The organism is Actinacidiphila sp. bgisy160 (assembly GCF_965342435.1).
Lineage (GTDB): Bacteria > Actinomycetota > Actinomycetes > Streptomycetales > Streptomycetaceae > Actinacidiphila.
Genome location: NZ_CBDRCM010000002.1, coordinates 167,274 through 182,158 on the forward strand (window position 1 = coordinate 167,274; position 14,885 = coordinate 182,158).

A 14,885-nucleotide genomic window follows, 5' to 3' on the forward strand; every position below is an offset into this window, starting at 1 on the left:
GGATCGGGTGGGCGGGCCGGCCGCCGCGTCGTGCTGGGGCGCGGCGGCCGGTGGACGGGTCAGAACTGGGGGGTCAAGCCCTGGCGGGTGGCGCGGTGCCGGAAGCGGCGCAGCGTCGCTGCGGTGCGCGGGGTGTCCTGGTCGAGACCGAAGAACACGGGGTGCAAGCCGTAGTCCCGGACCTCGTAGGCCAGCGTGTGAAGGGCGTACACGTCGCCGGGCGTAGCGTCCGGCCCAGCGGCGGCCGCCCGTGCCTCCAGGCCCAGGCGCAGCAGGCCGAACACGGTGGGGGTGGAGTGCTTCTCCGCGCCGATGATCCGGTCCCGAACCCAGCCCGTCACCGGAAGGTGGGCGAGGTGGGGCCGGTTGGTGATGGCGGTGGCCTCCTGGAGCGCGGTCGGCATGATCGCGGCCGCCTCGTTCAGCTCGTCCATGGTCAGGTCGTAGTGGCGCAGGATCACTGCCATGCGCCAGACGGGGGCGAGGGTCGCGCGCAGCAACTCCATGTCGGCGGCGGGGTCGGTGACGGTGCGGGGCATGGGGTGTTCTCCGTTCGGTGTGCGGGCCCGGGGCGGCCGAGTGCTGGTCGGCCGCCCCGGGAAGTCCGGGGGGTGTCAGGCGGCGAGGGAGTAGCGCAGCGCGTCGAGCGCGGCCCGGTACTCGGGCTTGCGCGGGTTGTAGGCGTTCACCAGGGCGGGGAGCTGCGCGCGGCTGTAGTGGCCGACGGGGCTCCACTTGCGGAAGCGGTGACCGTCCACGGTGCGCAGGGTTCGGCCGTGGCGGACGGGGGCGATTCCGATGCGCTTGGCGGCGGCGGACAGTCCGCTCGCGGCGCCCTTGATGGCCTTCACGTCGTCCACTCCGGCGGCGAGGAAGTGTGTCGCCAGTGCGCGGCCCCGGAGCAGGGACGCTTCAAAGCGGGTGTCTGCGGAGCGGCGGCGGAGTGCGGCGCGGGCGTCGCGGGCGCGCTTGTTCATCGGTGGCGGGGTGCCTTCCGTGCGGTGTTCCCGGCGGGAACAGCGGGTGTGCGGGGCCCGATCGGTGCGGTTGCTGGCCGCTCCGTCGTGCATGGCTAACGCTAGTGGATCAACCCCGGAACGCACAACCCACGGAAGTGACACGGATGGTGTACCGTGCCGGACCGGCGGTCAGCACCCGCCAACTCCCGCACCCGAAAGGCGCGCTCATGCCCTCTTCTCTGCCTGCTCCGGTCGCTGCCCTTGTGGCGGACCTGGTCGCCAACACCCCCGCGGCCGTCGGTGCCGCCTACGCCGCGAACGCCGTCGACGGGCCGTTCCCGGCGGGAACGCTGGTCCGCTACTTCGGCTCCCAGGTGCGTCACCACGGCGTCTACCGGGCCTTCCCCTGCATCTGCCGTTACTGCCTCTTCCACGTGGCCGGGTTCAACGACGCGGGGGCCGGCGCGTGCCCCAAGTGCTCGACCGGCCGGGCGGATGAGTGCCGCGCGATGATCGGCGAGCCGGTGCGGTACATGCTGCTGCCGCCGGAGCAGCAGCCGGTGATGCCGTTCGAGAACGTGGCGCTGCGGTGCGTGCGCCCGTCGTCTCTCGCGTCCGCCGAGCCGGAGACGAACGGCAGCGCAGGGCCGGCTGTCTGACGCTGGGCCGGATTCTCGCCACTGCCTGTTGCGTGTCACTTCCGGTCGTGTAGTGTCTGGGGTGTCGGAAGGGGTCAGCAACCCCGACCGGCACCCGCAGCGCAGGCATCCCGCCGCGCCCCGAAGGAAGGCACCCGCATGTCCGTATCCCTGCTCAAGCCCGCCAGCACCGAGTTCTCCATCCGCGACCTGGTCGAGCACGCGGCCCGCATGCTCGGGACCGGCTGGCAGGCGGTCACCCCCACCGACTGGCTGTCGATCGGTCAGGAGCACCTGGTCTCGCCGTCCGGCGCGTACGTCTCGCTGTCGGTGGACCCGGAAGAGGTGATCGTGCTCAACGCGGTCGACGCCGACCGGTGCGGCGCCGAGGAGTACGTCGCCCCGCTGGAGGGCGCGACGCTCCACGAGGTGGCCGTGACCGTGGCCGCGTCCGCCCGCTGGATGCTCGCCCTCCTGTAACACCCCCCGCCGGGCCGCTCACCAGCACTGAGCGGCCCGGCCCCCGCACCCCGCCCCGCACCACCAATCGAACCGGAGAAACCCCGTGTCCGTGCTCGTCGCCCCCGTCTGCCTGGTCCCGCCCACCGCTGCCACCCTGGTCGCTCTCGCCGACGCCGAAGAGGCGATCGTCAAGGCCCTGCCCGTCAGGGTCACCAACTCCATCTGGCGGTCCGAGGAGTCCCGCGTAATCACGTGGGAGTGGCGCGGATCCACCGGGCACGTGCTGATCGCCCCGAATGAGCACGGGCGGATCGTCGCCCGCGTCGTCATCTACGACCTGCCCACCGACTACGCCCTCCGCGCGGCAGCCGCGTACGGCCAGGCGACCGGCGACCGGCCGCTCGTCGTGATGCGCAACGGTGACGACACCCTGATCCGCAAGGGCCGCCCGGTCGTGCTGCACGAAGCCTTCGGGAAGGCCTACCCGTGGACGCTGACGAGCGGATTCGTGACGCCGCGGGAAGCCGTGGTGCTGCTCCTCGCGTACGGTGCCGCGCCCCTGCCGATGAACGGTCCGATGGCGCCCGCGTACCTCCTGCGCATCCTGCTGCGGTCGGCCGGCCTGCGCGCCGACGTGCGCACCACGGACAGGGGCGTGCGGTACGTGGTGGCCCGCACCAAGTCCGGGCACGGCTTCACGGTCGAAGCGGCGGGCCCCGCCCGGCGCCCCCACGTCGGGTGGGTCGCGTCCTACCGAGGCGAGGAGATCAGCACCGACTGCAAGACCCTCCTCGCCGACTCGCTGCTGATCGTGAACTGGGCGCTCTTGAACGTGAAGTGACCCCCGGCGGCCGCCTGTGCCGCCCGGTGTCGCCCGCACACAGCGGTGCGGCCCCGGGCGGCGCGGAGAACCGCCGGAGGCCTCCACGGCTCACCCCCGCTACACCCGACGAACGAACGGAGCACCATCGTGTCCGCACCCCACCCCGACGCCGAGACCGCCGAGACCGCGACCGGCATCCTCACGGCGGCCGGGTTCACGCCCGCGACCGACGACCGCCAGGGCTTCCGCGTCGAGACCATCGGCACGAGCCGCACGGGCGCCCTGCTGATCGCCCACGGCCCCGAGCTCCCCGGGGAGCGCGCCAACGCCCGGGCCATGCGTGACGAGTACATCGGCGCGCTGATCGCGGCCGGGTGGAACGCGGTCCCGCTCGCGGGCTCGGTGCTGTGGGCGCAGCCTAAGACCCTCGCGGACCGCGTGTCCGACGTCCTGCGCGGCCGATTCCCCGAGCACGTGCCCGGGCAGCGGGCCGGCTGGGTCGTCCTGGAGCGCAACGGCCGCTGGTTCGTCGCGTGGGACCTGGCACGGAAGGTCGCGGCGGACACCACCCGGCAGCAGTCGAAGCGGCGGGAGCTCGCGGAGGCCCTGGACGCGGCCGGGTTCGCGCTCGCCATCACGCCCGAGTTCTTCGGCGTGTGGGTCGGCGACCGTGGCGACGCTCCTCGGTACACCGTGGCGGACAGCGGCCTCCCGTTCGGCGGCGGCTCCCTGATCGTGGACACCTGGACCCGCGTCGACGTGCGCGCCCTGGACGACCGCGACGCGGCCGAGGAGATGGCCGCGCGCATGAACGAGGAGCAGGACGCGCCCGCCGGCCACTGACGACCACCCCCGACATCACCCCGCCGGGGCGGGCCAGCAATCCGCCCCGGCAACCCCACCCCGCACCAAGGAAGGCACCACCGACCATGAGCACCCCCACCCCCGAGAGCGCCCTGAACCGTGCCCGCGCGCTGCTGGCCAAGGCGCAGGCGACCACGTTCCCCGCAGAGGCCGAGGCGTTGACCGCGAAGGCGGCCGAGATCCTGTCGAAGTACGGCTTGGACGCCGCGGCGCTCCACAACACGGGCGTGCGCCCGGACGTGCCGGAAGACGAGATCGTGACCATCACGGCCGCGTGGTCGCAGGAGCTGGCGCGCCTGCTGTACTACGTCGCCGAGGCGTACGGCTGCCGTCCGATCATGCTCAGCCGGGAGACGACGATGGGCGCGAACGGCAAGAAGGTCACGGCGGCCCGCGTGCATCTGGTGGGCTTCCGGGCCGACGTCGAGCGGGCGAAGATCATGCACGCGTCCTTGCAGATGCAGATGATCAGCGCCGCGAACCGCGAGGGGTTCAGCGGGAAGAACGCCAGGTCACTTAAGCGGGCGTGGATGCTCGGCTACATCGCCACGGTGGAAGGGCGCCTGCGGGAGATCGAGCGGCGGGCGAAGGCGCAGGCCTCCGCGGCGTACGGCGGCATGCCGGACAGCGGCCGGCCCGGGGCGGACCTGGTCCTCGCCGAGCGCGCGTCACTGGTGCGGCGCCGCTTCAACGAGCTGTTCCCCCGTACCCGGAACGCGCGCAGCTCGGTCAACGCCAACGCGTACTACTCGGGCGGACGCGCCGGTTACGGCGCGGACCTGGGGCAGTCCCGCACCGGTTCCACTGGGCGCCGCGCCCTGACCCGCTGACCGAACCAGCCGCAACCTGCCGTCCCCGCCCGCCAGCAACGGGCGGGGCGGCCCCCTCACCCGCACTGAGAGAGGCCTTCGCCGTGTCTCGCACGACCCTTCCCCGCACCCGCCTGGCGGCGGGCATCCCGACCAAGGCTCTGCGCCTGGTCCAGTGGGCCGACGTGATCCTTGTGTCGTCGTCGGCCGGTAAGGACTCCCTGGCGCTCCTGTGGCACGTCTACCTGCTGGCCAAGGCGGCCGGGGTGACGGATCGCATCCTGGTCGTGCACTGCGACCTGGGCCGCGTCGAGTGGGGCAGCACGCGGGAGCTGGCGGAGCAGCAGGCCCGGGCGCTCGGGCTGGACTTCATCGCGGTGCGCCGCAACGGCGGGGATCTCCTGCAGCAGGTCCGGGACCGGCACGTGCGGCTGGTGGCGAAGACGGCCACCGAGGAGGAGAAGCAGGGTCTTGCGGCCGGCGCGCTGCCGGTGCCTCCGGCGTGGTTTTCGAGCGCGGCGCGCTACTGCACGTCCAACAACAAGCGGGACGTGGTGGGGCAGCTCATGGCCGCGTTGCAGCAGGAGCACGGGGACCTGGGGCGGCCGCTGCGGATCCTCAACTGCATGGGCCAGCGGGCCGCCGAGAGCAAGGCCCGGGCGAAGAAGCTGCCGCTCGTCATCGACAAGCGGGCGAGCACGCAGGGCCGCACGGTCGTGACGTGGATGCCGGTACACCACCTGTCCGACGCCGCGGTGTGGCGGATGATCGAGGCTTCGGGCCTGCCGTACAGCGCCGTCTATGACACGGGTATGCGCCGCCTGAGCTGCGTTTTCTGCATGATGGCGACCTTCGATGATCTGGTGTTGGCCGCGCGGCAGGACCCGGAGTTGGCGGCCGAGTACGTGGCGGTCGAGCGGGAGACGGGGAGCACGTTCAAGCGGGGGCTGTCCATGGCCGACGTGCTGGCGCGCGCCCTGGAGCTCAACGCCACCGAGGGCCCGGTGCGGGTGGCGCGCGGCGCGGCGATGGCGGAGCACCTGGGCTGGGATGCGACGCGCCTGTACCTGGCGGGTCTGGGGCTGGCGGCATGAGCGCGCTGGGCAAGGTCGCACGGGCCGCACTGCTGGGCGCGGCCGCGCACCCCGACGGGATGCTGACCGACGTGCACCAGCGGACGGCCATCGCCCTGGAGGAGCGCGGATACGTCGGGCTGTGGCCGCTGCTGCCGGGCCGGAAGCCCACGCGCATCGCGGACCTGCCGACGTGGCCGCTCGATGTGCCGATCACTCCGGCTGGGCGCGCGGAGGCTGAGCGGCTGGGCGCGGCGCCGGCACCCTCGCGGCTCCTGGTGATTCCGTGCGGTGGAGCCAAACGGACGGAGTGGCGGTCGTGGCCTGCGGGTGAGCTCTACGTGGGCTCGTATCACCGGGCCTGCCGGGCGGCCGCGGATCGGCTGGCGGCGGAGACCGGCGCGCGAGTCGTCGTGCTCTCGGCCTGGTACGGGCTGGTGTCGCTGCAGCGGCCGCTGTGGACGTACGACGTCACGGTCGGCGACCCGCGCACGGTGAAGCCCGAGACGATCCGGCGCCAGTCCGAGGCGATGGGCGTCCTCGATGCGGACGTGACGGTGCTCGCGGGCAGCCGGTACGTGCGCCTGGCCCGCGAGGTGTTCCCGGATGCGGCCGCGCCGCTGGCAGGGACGCGCGGCATCGGCGAGCAACTCGCCCGGCTCAAGCGGATCCGCTTCGACGGGTCGCAGGCCCTGGCGGCTTGACCGCCCCCATGACTTCGGCGTCCGCCCTCCGTGCTGGGCCGGGCGGGCGCCGACACCCCCTGACGAGACTGGAGCAACCCCCGTGGCCCTCCCCGACACGAGCCACCTTCGCACGTACATCGGCCCGTACCCGCCGGCCCGCCCCAAGGACACCCGCACGTGGATCTGGTCCAAGTGCGACCGGTGCCCGTGGACGGTCTGCTACCTCGAAGACCGCAACTCGATGCGGTACACGATCGAGTTTTGGGAGCACGCCGAGCAGGGTTGCGGCCCCGGCGAGGTGCCCGCCCAGGACGACGGCGGCCCCGCCGGGCAGATCGCACTCTTCGCCAGCGACCCCGCCGGACAGCTCGCCCTCTTCGGCTGAGCACCCCCAGACTTCCCGCCCGGCGCCGTGCCGTGCGGGCACCACCTGCGAGACATGCGAGGAGAACCCCATGGGTGAGACGTTGACGGACCTGGCCTTGGCCGCCGAGAACGAACAGTGGGAGGCGTCTGGCGCGGCCGAGGCCGCGAACCGTGCCGCGTGGCCGGCGTACGCCCTCGGATTCGCCAAGCGGACGCTGGGCGAGGAGGCAGCCGCGGAACTGACGTTCACGGCCAACGCGCTGCCGTCGGAGGACGCGGAGGCGGAGGCGGACGCGCCCGTGCCCGGGTCGCCGGGCCTGATCCTTCGGTGGGCTGGCGGCGGCAGCGTGGAGGAGACGCTGACGCTGATCGCCCCGTGCGAGGCCTGCAAGGTGGACCGGAAGGTCGGCGGAGTGGTCGACCTGGCCCAGTTGGGCCGCATGCTGCTGAGCGAGCGTCGCCGCTGACCTGAGCGCGGCGCAGCGCCCCGTCCTGGACTCGTTCCGGGGCGGGGCATTCTGCTGTACGACCCTGGTTCGCAGGGTTCTGCTGGTGTAGTGTCTGGGATTCCGGAGGCCAGCAACCCCCGGCGCCCGCATACCCCTTCGGCAGTCCGCTGCCTGACCCAACGGAGCACGACATGGCTTTCAGCATGAGCACCGGCCGGGACACGCGCCTTGGCCGCGCCACCGGTCCGCAGACGGTCCGCCTGTACGGCAGCGACGCCGACGGCGGCAAGGACGGATTCCCGGTCGTCATCGGCCGGGGCACGGTCCGCGTGAACCCCGACGGGCCCGAGTCCTGCACCGTCTACGACGACGAGGGCCGGGCGTACGAGCCTGTCGGAACGTCGTGGGAGCCGTTGGCCCGCGAGTGGACGTGCGAGGCGCGCCGCATCGACCAGGACGGCCAGGGCGACCTGTGATGGCGGCGGCGATGGAGCAGCCGGAGGCGGTGCGCGCCCTGGTGGGCCAGACCATCACGGTGACGGAGGCCCTGTCGGGGATGCCGAACAGCCGGCCTTACCGGCTCCGGATCACCGAAGCCGAGATGACGTCCGACCCGGCGTCCGGGATCGTGCACGTGACCGGGGACCGGTTCCGCATGGACGGCACGCCCGCCATCCGCAAGCGCGGCCCCGTCGTGGGCACCACCGTGTGGCTGCTGGACGGCTGGACGGAGATCCTTGGCCTGCCGGACCTGCCGCCGCGGGAGTGGAAGTTGGAGGCCTGCGGGCTGCCGGTCTACTCGGAGCACCAGCGCGCCGGGATCGCGGCTCGGATAGTCGACCTGGGCGCGGCGTACCGGGTCACGGTCGGGGACGTCGGCGAGGACCAGGCCGTGCCCGGGGACGAGGTGGCGCGGCAGGTGGCCGATGCGCTTGCCGAGAACGGGATGCGGGTGGACCGGCATGCGGACGGCGTGACGCTGCGGCTGCGCCAGGGCAACGGATCCCACATGGTGCTTCGCCCGGTAGCGGGCGAGTAGGTCCAGAAGGCCGCCGCGCGCGGTGGCCAGTGAGCAAGGATGAGAGCGGGCGGGGCCGAGGCGAATTCGGCCCCGCCCACACCGACTGTAGGAGGACACCGGCATGACTGCCACACCCGACCCCGCCGACCTGATCGACCGCTTCGCCATGGGGCAGCAGGAGGGGCACCCGTACCCGGGTGAGCTGCCCGCGGACATCGCGCCGTGGCACTGCTACCTGCTCGACGGCGGGCACTCCCTGCTGGTCGCGCTCGGGTCGCTGTACGCGGCGGGCGTCGACCCGGGGGCGTTCATGGTGCCCGCCCCGGTGAAGACGGTGCTGCGGGCCGGGTACACCTTCCGGGACGGCTACCCCGTGGCCGATCTGCCCTATGACCCGACGCTGGGCCTGGTGACCGATCCGGGCGACGACGAGTTCGACGGCGGCCCGGAGCCGGCGGCCGCGCTGCACCGGCTCGCGGTGGGCGAGCCGTACAACGCGCGCATCACCCAGTGGCCCGGGGGCATGGGGCAACTTCGCCTGACCCTGTCGGGGGCGGAGTTCGTTCTGCCGATCGACGCTCCGGCCCGGCATGAGGTCAAGGCGTTCGGGCAGGGCACGGCAGAGTTCGGCATCGTATCGTTCGACCGCTTCGCCATGCTGCTGTACCGGTTCACGGACCCGCGCGACAGCAACCCCAAGCACGGTCTGCCGTGGTCGGATGCGGCGTGGGAGTACCACCGGCAAGCCATCGCGGAGCCGGTCGAGCTCCCGGCCGCCGCGGTGTTCCCGCTGCGCCTGGTCCTGGTCGACGCGGTCAACGGCGTGGTGCAGGCCTTGCGCGCGGTCACCCCGCCGCAGGAGTTCTGCGACGCGCTGCGCACCGCGGCCGCCCGGCAGCAGGGCGTCCAGCGCGACGACGCGCGGGCCGGGCAGGAGATCCGGGCCCTGTACGCCCGGCACTCCAGCGTGGATCTGCTGCTGCAGGCGGAGGCCAGGTTCGAGGCGCTGCGGGACTGAGCAGCGCGAAAGCGAACGCCCCGCCCTGGGATTCCCGGGGCGGGGCGTTCGGCGTCTCCGGGGGCATCTCGCCCCGCACGGTGGGGATCCCCTGAGCGGGGCACCGCGTAGCGGGAGGGTCCAGTCACCTGGTCCCTGCCTGGTCCCGGCAGACGGTCGACGGGGGCGGCGGCCGTCACCGCCAGGTGTCCCGGGAGCGTCCCGGGGATCATTGCCGCCCCACGATCAGTGTGCCACCGTCCGCGGAGCACGGCGCCCGCCCGCAGGGTGGCGGGCGGGCGGTGGCTGGCGGCGCTACGCGGCCGTGGGGGCTCGGAGTTGGCGGACCATGGTGGCGTACAGCGGGGAGTCGGGGAAGGGCTTCTGCTCGCCGACGTTGGTGTAGCCCCATCGCTCGTACGTGGCCTTGACCTCGGTCTTGCGCGGGTCGACCAGGAGCGTGACGCGCTCCTCGGCGCGACCGGCAAGCAGCTCCTCGTGGATGCGGCGGGCGATCCCCTGGCCGCGCCACTGCTCGCGGGTCATGAGCTCGAAAAGCGCGAGGGTGCGGGCGCCGGTCTCCTCCGTGTAGTCCTCGGGCAGGGGGTCGAGCTGGTGCATCCACCAGCGGGCTCCGGGCTGCAGCGCTGCACCGTAGGCGTAGCCGACGGGTGTGCCGTTGTCGTACCCGATGACGGCCTCCCATGAGTTGCGGCCGGCGTGCCCGGTCAGCCGCTCATCGAAGCGTTCGACGCTGAAGAACGGATCGCTCATGCGGTGGGCGTACACCTCGGCGAACACGTCCAGGAGCGTTTGCCGTACCTCGTCAAGGCCTTCCCGTCCTACGCGCCGGAGCTCCAGGTCCATGGGTGCGAGTCCTTTCACAGGGTGTTGGTCCGGGTGTCATTCAGCCATGCGCGGGCGCGGGCTGACCCCGTTGCGGCCGCTTCGGTGCGGAAGTTGCGCAGGAGTGCACGCACGCGCCCGGAGTTCGGCAGGCCGTGCGTGTAGAGGGCGTCAGCGGTGCGGCAGGCCTGTTCGAGGTCGCCTTGCCTGACCTGGGCCAGGGCGAGCTGCGCGGTGTAGTAGGCCTGGTTCCGCTCGTAGCCGGGGCGGATCTGGGCGAGGGTCCGGTGGGCGTGGTACTCGGCTTCGTCGGGGCGGCCGATGCGCAGGTGCACCAGGGACGACAGGCCGTGCCATTCGGCGATGTCGTAGAAGCCGAACCATGCGGGGCGGGGCGCGGCGGGGTCGGCGCGGTGTAGGGCGTCCTCGGACAGCCGGATGGCGCGCAGGGCTCGGCGGGTGTCGTTCTGCTGGGACAGGGCCAGGGCGAAGCGGGCGTGCCCGAGGGATGCGTAGAGCGGGTCGCGGCGGGTCATCGCGTTGCCGCGGACGCGTTCGGCGGCGGCCTGGGCGTCGGCCGGCCGCTGCTGCTGGGAGGCCAGCAGGGCCATGTAGTTCCACGCGCGGAGGACGACGACGGAGTCGCCGGACAGACCTGCGAGGGTCAAGGCGCGTTCGACGTGGCGTTGCGCGCGGTCCATGGCGTGCGTGTCGAGCGCTGCCCACGCCGCGGCCATGGTCGCGTTGGCGGCGAGGGAGTATGCGGCGCGCCGGATGCTGCTGGTGGCCTGCCCGCTGTTCATCAGGTCGGTGGCGATCTGCGCTTGGGCGAGGGCTCGGGTCTCGATGGCTGCGGAGCCGCCGGATCTCTGGTCCTGCGCGGACAGCGCGTCGAGTTCGGCTTGCAGGCGCTCGATGTCGGCTCGCCCGATGCGGGGGGATGCGGCGGCGGGCGCGGCGTTGAGGGCGGCGGCCGCCGCGGTGGCGGTGATGAATGCGCGGCGGTCCACTGGTGCCTTCTCTGGTCGCGGCCGCTTGGAGCGGTGGGGCCTGGTGAAGCCCAGGGCCTCACCCGTACAGCCGAATACTGCCTCCAGCGCCAGGAGCTGTCTGCTCTGCGGCCATCGGGTTTGTCCGCTCAGGAGGCGCCGGATGGTGCGGTCGGTGAGCTCGCCGCGGCGGCCGGTGCGGGCAAGTAAGGCGTCGTTCATCGCCGTTGCGAGGTCGCTCGCGCTCAGGCCGGCGGCAGTCATCCGGGCTTCCAGGATGACGTTTCGGCTCGCGTCGGGAGTGCTGACCATGCGTCAAAGGTACGGCGGAGCCTTCCCCTCCGAGTAAAGGAATCGCAAATTGGCCCTAGGGCGTGCGGGCACATTGCCGTCTGTTTGCCCTACTGCGGAGCGTGATCGGGCGGTTACCTGTGTGGACAGTGACCGCATCGACAGGGGGTCGCCATGACGGCAGCCGCACCGACCACGACGGGCCAGGACGCGCCCGCCGCCGACGAGTTCGCCGAGCTCGCCAAGCTGGTCCGCCAATGGACTCTGCGCCCGACCGGGCACGCCTGGGACCTGGTGCTGACCACGTACGGCGCGGCAGGCGAGCGGGCCGTGCGATGGATGGAGCGGTTCCAGGTCGGCGGCTGCGGCCCGGTCATCGCGCACGGCGACTCGCTTCTGTGGCTGGTACCCCCGGGCACGCTCGCGCAGTGGATGCACCCGCGCGGGCTCTGCTACGGCCGGGCGTTCCGCATCCCGGTGCCGCCGCCGGCCAAGCGCCAGGGCCCGGGCCCGCACTGGCGGGTGCCGCAGTCGGCGGATCGACTCATCGTGCCGGAGCTGCTGGCGCACGCTCTGGACCGGTTCGAGCTGGCGCCGCCCATGCCGGTGATGGTGCGGGCGTGATGGCGGCCGCCGCGGTGGTCCTGGACGACGAGGAGGCGGAGCTGCTCGACGCCCGCCCGTGGGCGCCCGGGACGTGCCTGCTGTGCCTGGTCGACGGCGTGCCGGTTACCCCAGTGGTCGCGGTGTACCCGGCCGGGCTGGCGGTTCCGCGCGGGAAGTGCCGCGCCTGCATGGCCGAGGGCCTGTGCCTGCAGCGCGCCACGGCGGATGCCCTTCACCGGCCCTACGCCCCGTCCCTCCCATGAACGGCTGTCTCCCGCGCGGGGCTGGGGCCTCGCCCGGGAGACGGCTTCCAACTCCCCGTTCCGGCCGGAGGTCAGCCGGCCGGAACGGGGCCCGCAAGACGCACGACCCGCGCGAGGATGGTCCCCGCGCGGACAGACCAAGGAGGTCACACGATGGACGAGATCACCGAGGCCACCGAGACCCACGTCGGCGTGGTCGCGGCCGACGGCGGCGAGAGCGACAGCAGCTCCGGCAACGACCACGGCGGCAAGGGCGGCCAGGAAGACGGCGGCCACTCCGACAGCAGCGGCCGGTAGTCGATGAGCGACCAGCACCAGCCGGAGGCCGGCCGTACGCGGCTGGCCTCCGCGCTCATTGAGGCAGGGGATCTCCCCGCGGAGTGGCTGCCCGCACTGTCAGCGGCCCCCCGTGACCTGTTCATCCCGCCGCAGGCGTGGGCGCGGGCCGACCAGGGGCGCGGCAAGCACAGGCAGATCGACCGGGACGCGGACCCCGCCGGGTGGTGGGAGGCGGTCGCGGAAGACTCCCCGATCACCACCCAGTTCAGCGACGGGGAGGCCGCCGAGCCGAGCGGCCTGCCGTCGTCGTCCAACAGTCAGCCCCGCATGGTCTTCGGCATGCTCGCTGCGCTGCAGTTGGAGGACGGTGACCGGGTGCTGGAGATCGGCACGGGCACCGGCTGGAACGCTGCTCTCCTCGCCGCGCGGCTCGGGCACGACCAGGTCGTCACGGTGGAGTACGACGAGACGGTTGCGGCGGCCGCCGCGCAGGCATTGAAGGCGGCCGGGTCCCGGGTGACCACGGTGGTGGGCGACGGCACGGTCGGGTATGCGGCCGGCGGCCCGTACGACCGGGTCATCGCCACGTGCTCGGTGACGACGGTGCCGCCCGCGTGGATCGAGCAGACCCGGCCCGGCGGCTTGGTCCTGGCGCCGCTCGGCCCGGACTACGGCGGTGAGGGCATCGTGCGCCTGACGGTGCGCGAGGACGGATCGGCCACGGGCCTGTTCGTGATGTCGTCGGCGTTCATGCGGCTGCGGCAGCAGCGGCCGCAGGCCCGTCCGCCGATCGAGTACCTGGGCGGGAAGAAGTGGCCGGGCGACGGCGACCGGTCGACCACGGGCGTGCCCGTGGACGAGCTGTTGCCGTGGATCGCTCAGTTCGCGGTCGGTCTGCAGGTGCCGACTGTGGCCATGGAGGTGGAGCGGTACAGCGGCGGGAAGTTCACGCTGTGGCTGACCGACACGGCGGGCGACTCGTGGGCGACTGCGGACCATGTGCCCGGCGAGCCGGTCAGTCACGTCGTGGAGTACGGGCCGCGGCGCCTGTGGGATGAGGTCGCCGCGGCGTGGGCCTGGTGGGACGGGCATGAGCGCCCGGACTTCGACCGGTTCGGCCTGACGGTGTCCCCGGACGGGGTGCACCGGTACTGGCTGGACATCCCCGAGTACCCGCTGCCCGTCACCGGGTAGCCCGGGCCGCACACGACTCCGCCGCGCACCCCGACCTGGGGGTGCGCGGCGGTCGTGTTTCAGCGGTCGCCCCTCATGCACTCCTGCGGTGCGTGGCGATCGTCGTTCCGCGGCCCTCTATGGCGGCCAGGTACGCGGCGCGGTCCGGCGAGGTCATCCACCAGGCGATGAGGCCGCCCTTGGTCTTGAAGCCGAGCTGCAGGCGCAGCTTCGTCATGCGCCCGGAGATCAACCGCTCCGCGCGGTGGAGGCGTTCGGCGATCCAGGCCTGCGTCTTGTCCTGCTCGGTGAACAGGAGGATGCACAGGTCGAGCTCGTCGGTGACGCGGATGGTGGTGCCGGCGTCCTCGTCGGGCAGGAAGCGCTCGGTGCCGTCCCACGGGAGGGCAGCATTCCACCATCGCTGGTACTCGGCGCCGAGCCACGCCACCATGCGCGGATCGCGGACGTGCAGCGCGCTGTCCGGGTCTCCGTCCAGGTAGTCCTCGATGAAGGCCTGACCATGCGGCAGGCCCGGGTCCACGATCTTGACCTTGCAGAACTGAGCGGCGGGCAGCGTCCTGACCTGCCCGGCCTGCTGCTCGTTGACGCGTCGCACCCATGCCTGCATGGGCTCGGCGGTGCGGAACTCGTCCGCGTAGAGGCTGTACATGGCACGGCCCGACCGCCGGAACTCGACGTCGTGGGCCTCCAGTCGGGCGAGCTCCGCGGCCGGACGCATGTTCGGGTTGGAGGTCCAGACGCCGAGGACGGACGCGTCCGCGGCCCGCGCGATGGCGGCGGTGACGCGGTCACGGTCGCCCCGCATGAGGGTGATGCCGAGGTCGGTGGTGCCCCCGTTGGCCGGGTAGTTGCGGCGGAGCGCGTCCATCACGTGGCTGACGCGTTCGAGGGCGGTCAGGGCTCCGGTGAGGGACTTGATGGCGTTGTCGCGGTACACCTCGGGTATCCGCTCGATTTCCCTGGGGACCACCTGATCAGGGTTGGTCGGGTCCGGGATTGCAAGTTCCCATTCGAGGAGCTTTGCCCGATCTATCGGGTCGAGATACAGGCCTTCCCTGGCTTTGGCGTACGCCTTGAGGACGTCGTCCTCAAACATGATGTGACGCACGTCACTGTCCGAAACGTCGATTTTTCCCCGCAACACACACGCCCACTTTTTACGTACGTCATTTCTTACGGCCATTCCGGTTGATCGTACCCGTGGCGTAGACCATGGTTGGGCCGCAAGATCACTCTGTGGTGACAAACCAGAGCAGATCGTCCCGGG

At 72.3% G+C, this 14,885-nt stretch carries 21 protein-coding genes; 16 read left to right on the plus strand and 5 right to left on the minus strand.

The genetic code is table 11. From position 1 onward, the window contains the following. Positions 1 to 59: 59 nt before the first annotated feature. Positions 60 to 539: a hypothetical protein gene (locus ACRWNP_RS03430; protein WP_431959382.1), complete on the minus strand. Its 480-nt coding sequence runs from the start codon at positions 537 to 539 to the stop codon at positions 60 to 62. A gap of 75 nt (positions 540 to 614) precedes the next feature. After that, the gene (locus tag ACRWNP_RS03435; protein ID WP_431959383.1) at positions 615 to 977 is read right to left on the minus strand and encodes a hypothetical protein; all 363 of its coding nucleotides are present in this window, start codon (positions 975 to 977) and stop codon (positions 615 to 617) included. A 209-nt stretch (positions 978 to 1,186) separates the two neighbouring features. On the opposite strand from ACRWNP_RS03435, the gene ACRWNP_RS03440 reads away from it, so the two are divergent. The 12 genes from ACRWNP_RS03440 (at position 1,187) to ACRWNP_RS03495 (ending at position 9,168) form a co-directional block, all read left to right on the plus strand. After that, the gene (locus tag ACRWNP_RS03440) at positions 1,187 to 1,618 is read left to right on the plus strand and encodes a hypothetical protein (RefSeq protein ID WP_431959384.1); all 432 of its coding nucleotides are present in this window, start codon (positions 1,187 to 1,189) and stop codon (positions 1,616 to 1,618) included. Positions 1,619 to 1,756: 138 nt separating this feature from the next. Beyond that, positions 1,757 to 2,077, plus strand: a complete 321-nt coding sequence (locus ACRWNP_RS03445) for a hypothetical protein (RefSeq protein WP_431959385.1) — start codon at positions 1,757 to 1,759, stop codon at positions 2,075 to 2,077. A gap of 85 nt (positions 2,078 to 2,162) precedes the next feature. Further along, positions 2,163 to 2,900 carry a hypothetical protein gene (locus ACRWNP_RS03450; RefSeq protein WP_431959386.1) on the plus strand — a complete coding sequence of 246 codons (738 nt, stop codon included), beginning with the start codon at positions 2,163 to 2,165 and terminating at the stop codon, positions 2,898 to 2,900. A gap of 129 nt (positions 2,901 to 3,029) precedes the next feature. Then, positions 3,030 to 3,725 carry a hypothetical protein gene (locus tag ACRWNP_RS03455; RefSeq protein ID WP_431959387.1) on the plus strand — a complete coding sequence of 232 codons (696 nt, stop codon included), beginning with the start codon at positions 3,030 to 3,032 and terminating at the stop codon, positions 3,723 to 3,725. 86 nt (positions 3,726 to 3,811) lie between these two features. After that, complete coding sequence (locus ACRWNP_RS03460; protein WP_431959388.1) at positions 3,812 to 4,576, plus strand: DUF2786 domain-containing protein; 765 nt, start codon at positions 3,812 to 3,814, stop codon at positions 4,574 to 4,576. Positions 4,577 to 4,659: 83 nt separating this feature from the next. Then, entirely contained in the window at positions 4,660 to 5,649 is a 990-nt protein-coding gene (locus ACRWNP_RS03465) for a phosphoadenosine phosphosulfate reductase family protein (protein ID WP_431959389.1), read from the plus strand. Next, entirely contained in the window at positions 5,646 to 6,332 is a 687-nt protein-coding gene (locus ACRWNP_RS03470; RefSeq protein WP_431959390.1) for a DUF6884 domain-containing protein, read from the plus strand. Before ACRWNP_RS03465 ends, ACRWNP_RS03470 begins: the two co-directional genes overlap by 4 nt. Before the next feature lie 82 nt (positions 6,333 to 6,414). Further along, entirely contained in the window at positions 6,415 to 6,699 is a 285-nt protein-coding gene (locus ACRWNP_RS03475) for a hypothetical protein (RefSeq protein ID WP_431959391.1), read from the plus strand. A 70-nt stretch (positions 6,700 to 6,769) separates the two neighbouring features. Continuing rightward, a complete protein-coding gene (locus tag ACRWNP_RS03480; protein ID WP_431959392.1) occupies positions 6,770 to 7,147 on the plus strand; it encodes a hypothetical protein in 378 nt (125 codons plus the stop codon). A gap of 173 nt (positions 7,148 to 7,320) precedes the next feature. Continuing rightward, positions 7,321 to 7,605 carry a hypothetical protein gene (locus ACRWNP_RS03485; RefSeq protein ID WP_431959393.1) on the plus strand — a complete coding sequence of 95 codons (285 nt, stop codon included), beginning with the start codon at positions 7,321 to 7,323 and terminating at the stop codon, positions 7,603 to 7,605. A gap of 11 nt (positions 7,606 to 7,616) precedes the next feature. Continuing rightward, positions 7,617 to 8,168, plus strand: a complete 552-nt coding sequence (locus ACRWNP_RS03490; protein ID WP_431959394.1) for a hypothetical protein — start codon at positions 7,617 to 7,619, stop codon at positions 8,166 to 8,168. A 103-nt stretch (positions 8,169 to 8,271) separates the two neighbouring features. Next, positions 8,272 to 9,168, plus strand: coding sequence for a hypothetical protein (locus ACRWNP_RS03495; protein WP_431959395.1), 897 nt, complete (start codon positions 8,272 to 8,274; stop codon positions 9,166 to 9,168). A gap of 294 nt (positions 9,169 to 9,462) precedes the next feature. On the opposite strand, the gene ACRWNP_RS03500 is transcribed toward ACRWNP_RS03495, so the two are convergent. After that, positions 9,463 to 10,014 (minus strand): GNAT family N-acetyltransferase, encoded by a 552-nt coding sequence (locus ACRWNP_RS03500; RefSeq protein WP_431959396.1) that lies wholly within the window; start codon positions 10,012 to 10,014, stop codon positions 9,463 to 9,465. A 14-nt stretch (positions 10,015 to 10,028) separates the two neighbouring features. Continuing rightward, on the minus strand, positions 10,029 to 11,294 hold the full coding sequence (locus ACRWNP_RS03505) for a hypothetical protein (protein ID WP_431959397.1): 1,266 nt from the start codon (positions 11,292 to 11,294) through the stop codon (positions 10,029 to 10,031). Positions 11,295 to 11,447: 153 nt separating this feature from the next. On the opposite strand from ACRWNP_RS03505, the gene ACRWNP_RS03510 reads away from it, so the two are divergent. The 4 genes from ACRWNP_RS03510 to ACRWNP_RS03525 all read left to right on the plus strand — a co-directional run bounded on the left by ACRWNP_RS03510 (position 11,448) and on the right by ACRWNP_RS03525 (position 13,615). After that, positions 11,448 to 11,897, plus strand: coding sequence for a hypothetical protein (locus ACRWNP_RS03510; RefSeq protein ID WP_431959398.1), 450 nt, complete (start codon positions 11,448 to 11,450; stop codon positions 11,895 to 11,897). Then, complete coding sequence (locus ACRWNP_RS03515) at positions 11,897 to 12,142, plus strand: hypothetical protein (RefSeq protein ID WP_431959400.1); 246 nt, start codon at positions 11,897 to 11,899, stop codon at positions 12,140 to 12,142. The genes ACRWNP_RS03510 and ACRWNP_RS03515 overlap by 1 nt, the downstream gene beginning before the upstream one ends. A 153-nt stretch (positions 12,143 to 12,295) precedes the next feature. Continuing rightward, a complete protein-coding gene (locus ACRWNP_RS03520; RefSeq protein WP_431959401.1) occupies positions 12,296 to 12,439 on the plus strand; it encodes a hypothetical protein in 144 nt (47 codons plus the stop codon). A 3-nt stretch (positions 12,440 to 12,442) separates the two neighbouring features. Next, positions 12,443 to 13,615 (plus strand): methyltransferase domain-containing protein, encoded by a 1,173-nt coding sequence (locus ACRWNP_RS03525; RefSeq protein WP_431959402.1) that lies wholly within the window; start codon positions 12,443 to 12,445, stop codon positions 13,613 to 13,615. A 73-nt stretch (positions 13,616 to 13,688) separates the two neighbouring features. Here ACRWNP_RS03525 and ACRWNP_RS03530 read toward each other — a convergent pair whose 3' ends face one another. Next, entirely contained in the window at positions 13,689 to 14,714 is a 1,026-nt protein-coding gene (locus ACRWNP_RS03530) for a hypothetical protein (RefSeq protein ID WP_431959404.1), read from the minus strand. Between the last annotated feature and the right edge of the window lie 171 nt (positions 14,715 to 14,885).

Coding starts and splice junctions, on each gene's coding strand:
- ACRWNP_RS03430 (WP_431959382.1), bottom strand. CDS start 539: ATGCCCCGCACCGTCACCGACCCCGCCGCCGACATGGAGTTGCTGCGC.
- ACRWNP_RS03435 (WP_431959383.1), bottom strand. CDS start 977: ATGAACAAGCGCGCCCGCGACGCCCGCGCCGCACTCCGCCGCCGCTCC.
- ACRWNP_RS03440 (WP_431959384.1), top strand. CDS start 1,187: ATGCCCTCTTCTCTGCCTGCTCCGGTCGCTGCCCTTGTGGCGGACCTG.
- ACRWNP_RS03445 (WP_431959385.1), top strand. CDS start 1,757: ATGTCCGTATCCCTGCTCAAGCCCGCCAGCACCGAGTTCTCCATCCGC.
- ACRWNP_RS03460 (WP_431959388.1), top strand. CDS start 3,812: ATGAGCACCCCCACCCCCGAGAGCGCCCTGAACCGTGCCCGCGCGCTG.
- ACRWNP_RS03470 (WP_431959390.1), top strand. CDS start 5,646: ATGAGCGCGCTGGGCAAGGTCGCACGGGCCGCACTGCTGGGCGCGGCC.
- ACRWNP_RS03480 (WP_431959392.1), top strand. CDS start 6,770: ATGGGTGAGACGTTGACGGACCTGGCCTTGGCCGCCGAGAACGAACAG.
- ACRWNP_RS03485 (WP_431959393.1), top strand. CDS start 7,321: ATGGCTTTCAGCATGAGCACCGGCCGGGACACGCGCCTTGGCCGCGCC.
- ACRWNP_RS03490 (WP_431959394.1), top strand. CDS start 7,617: ATGGAGCAGCCGGAGGCGGTGCGCGCCCTGGTGGGCCAGACCATCACG.
- ACRWNP_RS03495 (WP_431959395.1), top strand. CDS start 8,272: ATGACTGCCACACCCGACCCCGCCGACCTGATCGACCGCTTCGCCATG.
- ACRWNP_RS03500 (WP_431959396.1), bottom strand. CDS start 10,014: ATGGACCTGGAGCTCCGGCGCGTAGGACGGGAAGGCCTTGACGAGGTA.
- ACRWNP_RS03505 (WP_431959397.1), bottom strand. CDS start 11,294: ATGGTCAGCACTCCCGACGCGAGCCGAAACGTCATCCTGGAAGCCCGG.
- ACRWNP_RS03510 (WP_431959398.1), top strand. CDS start 11,448: ATGACGGCAGCCGCACCGACCACGACGGGCCAGGACGCGCCCGCCGCC.
- ACRWNP_RS03515 (WP_431959400.1), top strand. CDS start 11,897: ATGGCGGCCGCCGCGGTGGTCCTGGACGACGAGGAGGCGGAGCTGCTC.
- ACRWNP_RS03520 (WP_431959401.1), top strand. CDS start 12,296: ATGGACGAGATCACCGAGGCCACCGAGACCCACGTCGGCGTGGTCGCG.
- ACRWNP_RS03525 (WP_431959402.1), top strand. CDS start 12,443: ATGAGCGACCAGCACCAGCCGGAGGCCGGCCGTACGCGGCTGGCCTCC.
- ACRWNP_RS03530 (WP_431959404.1), bottom strand. CDS start 14,714: ATGTTTGAGGACGACGTCCTCAAGGCGTACGCCAAAGCCAGGGAAGGC.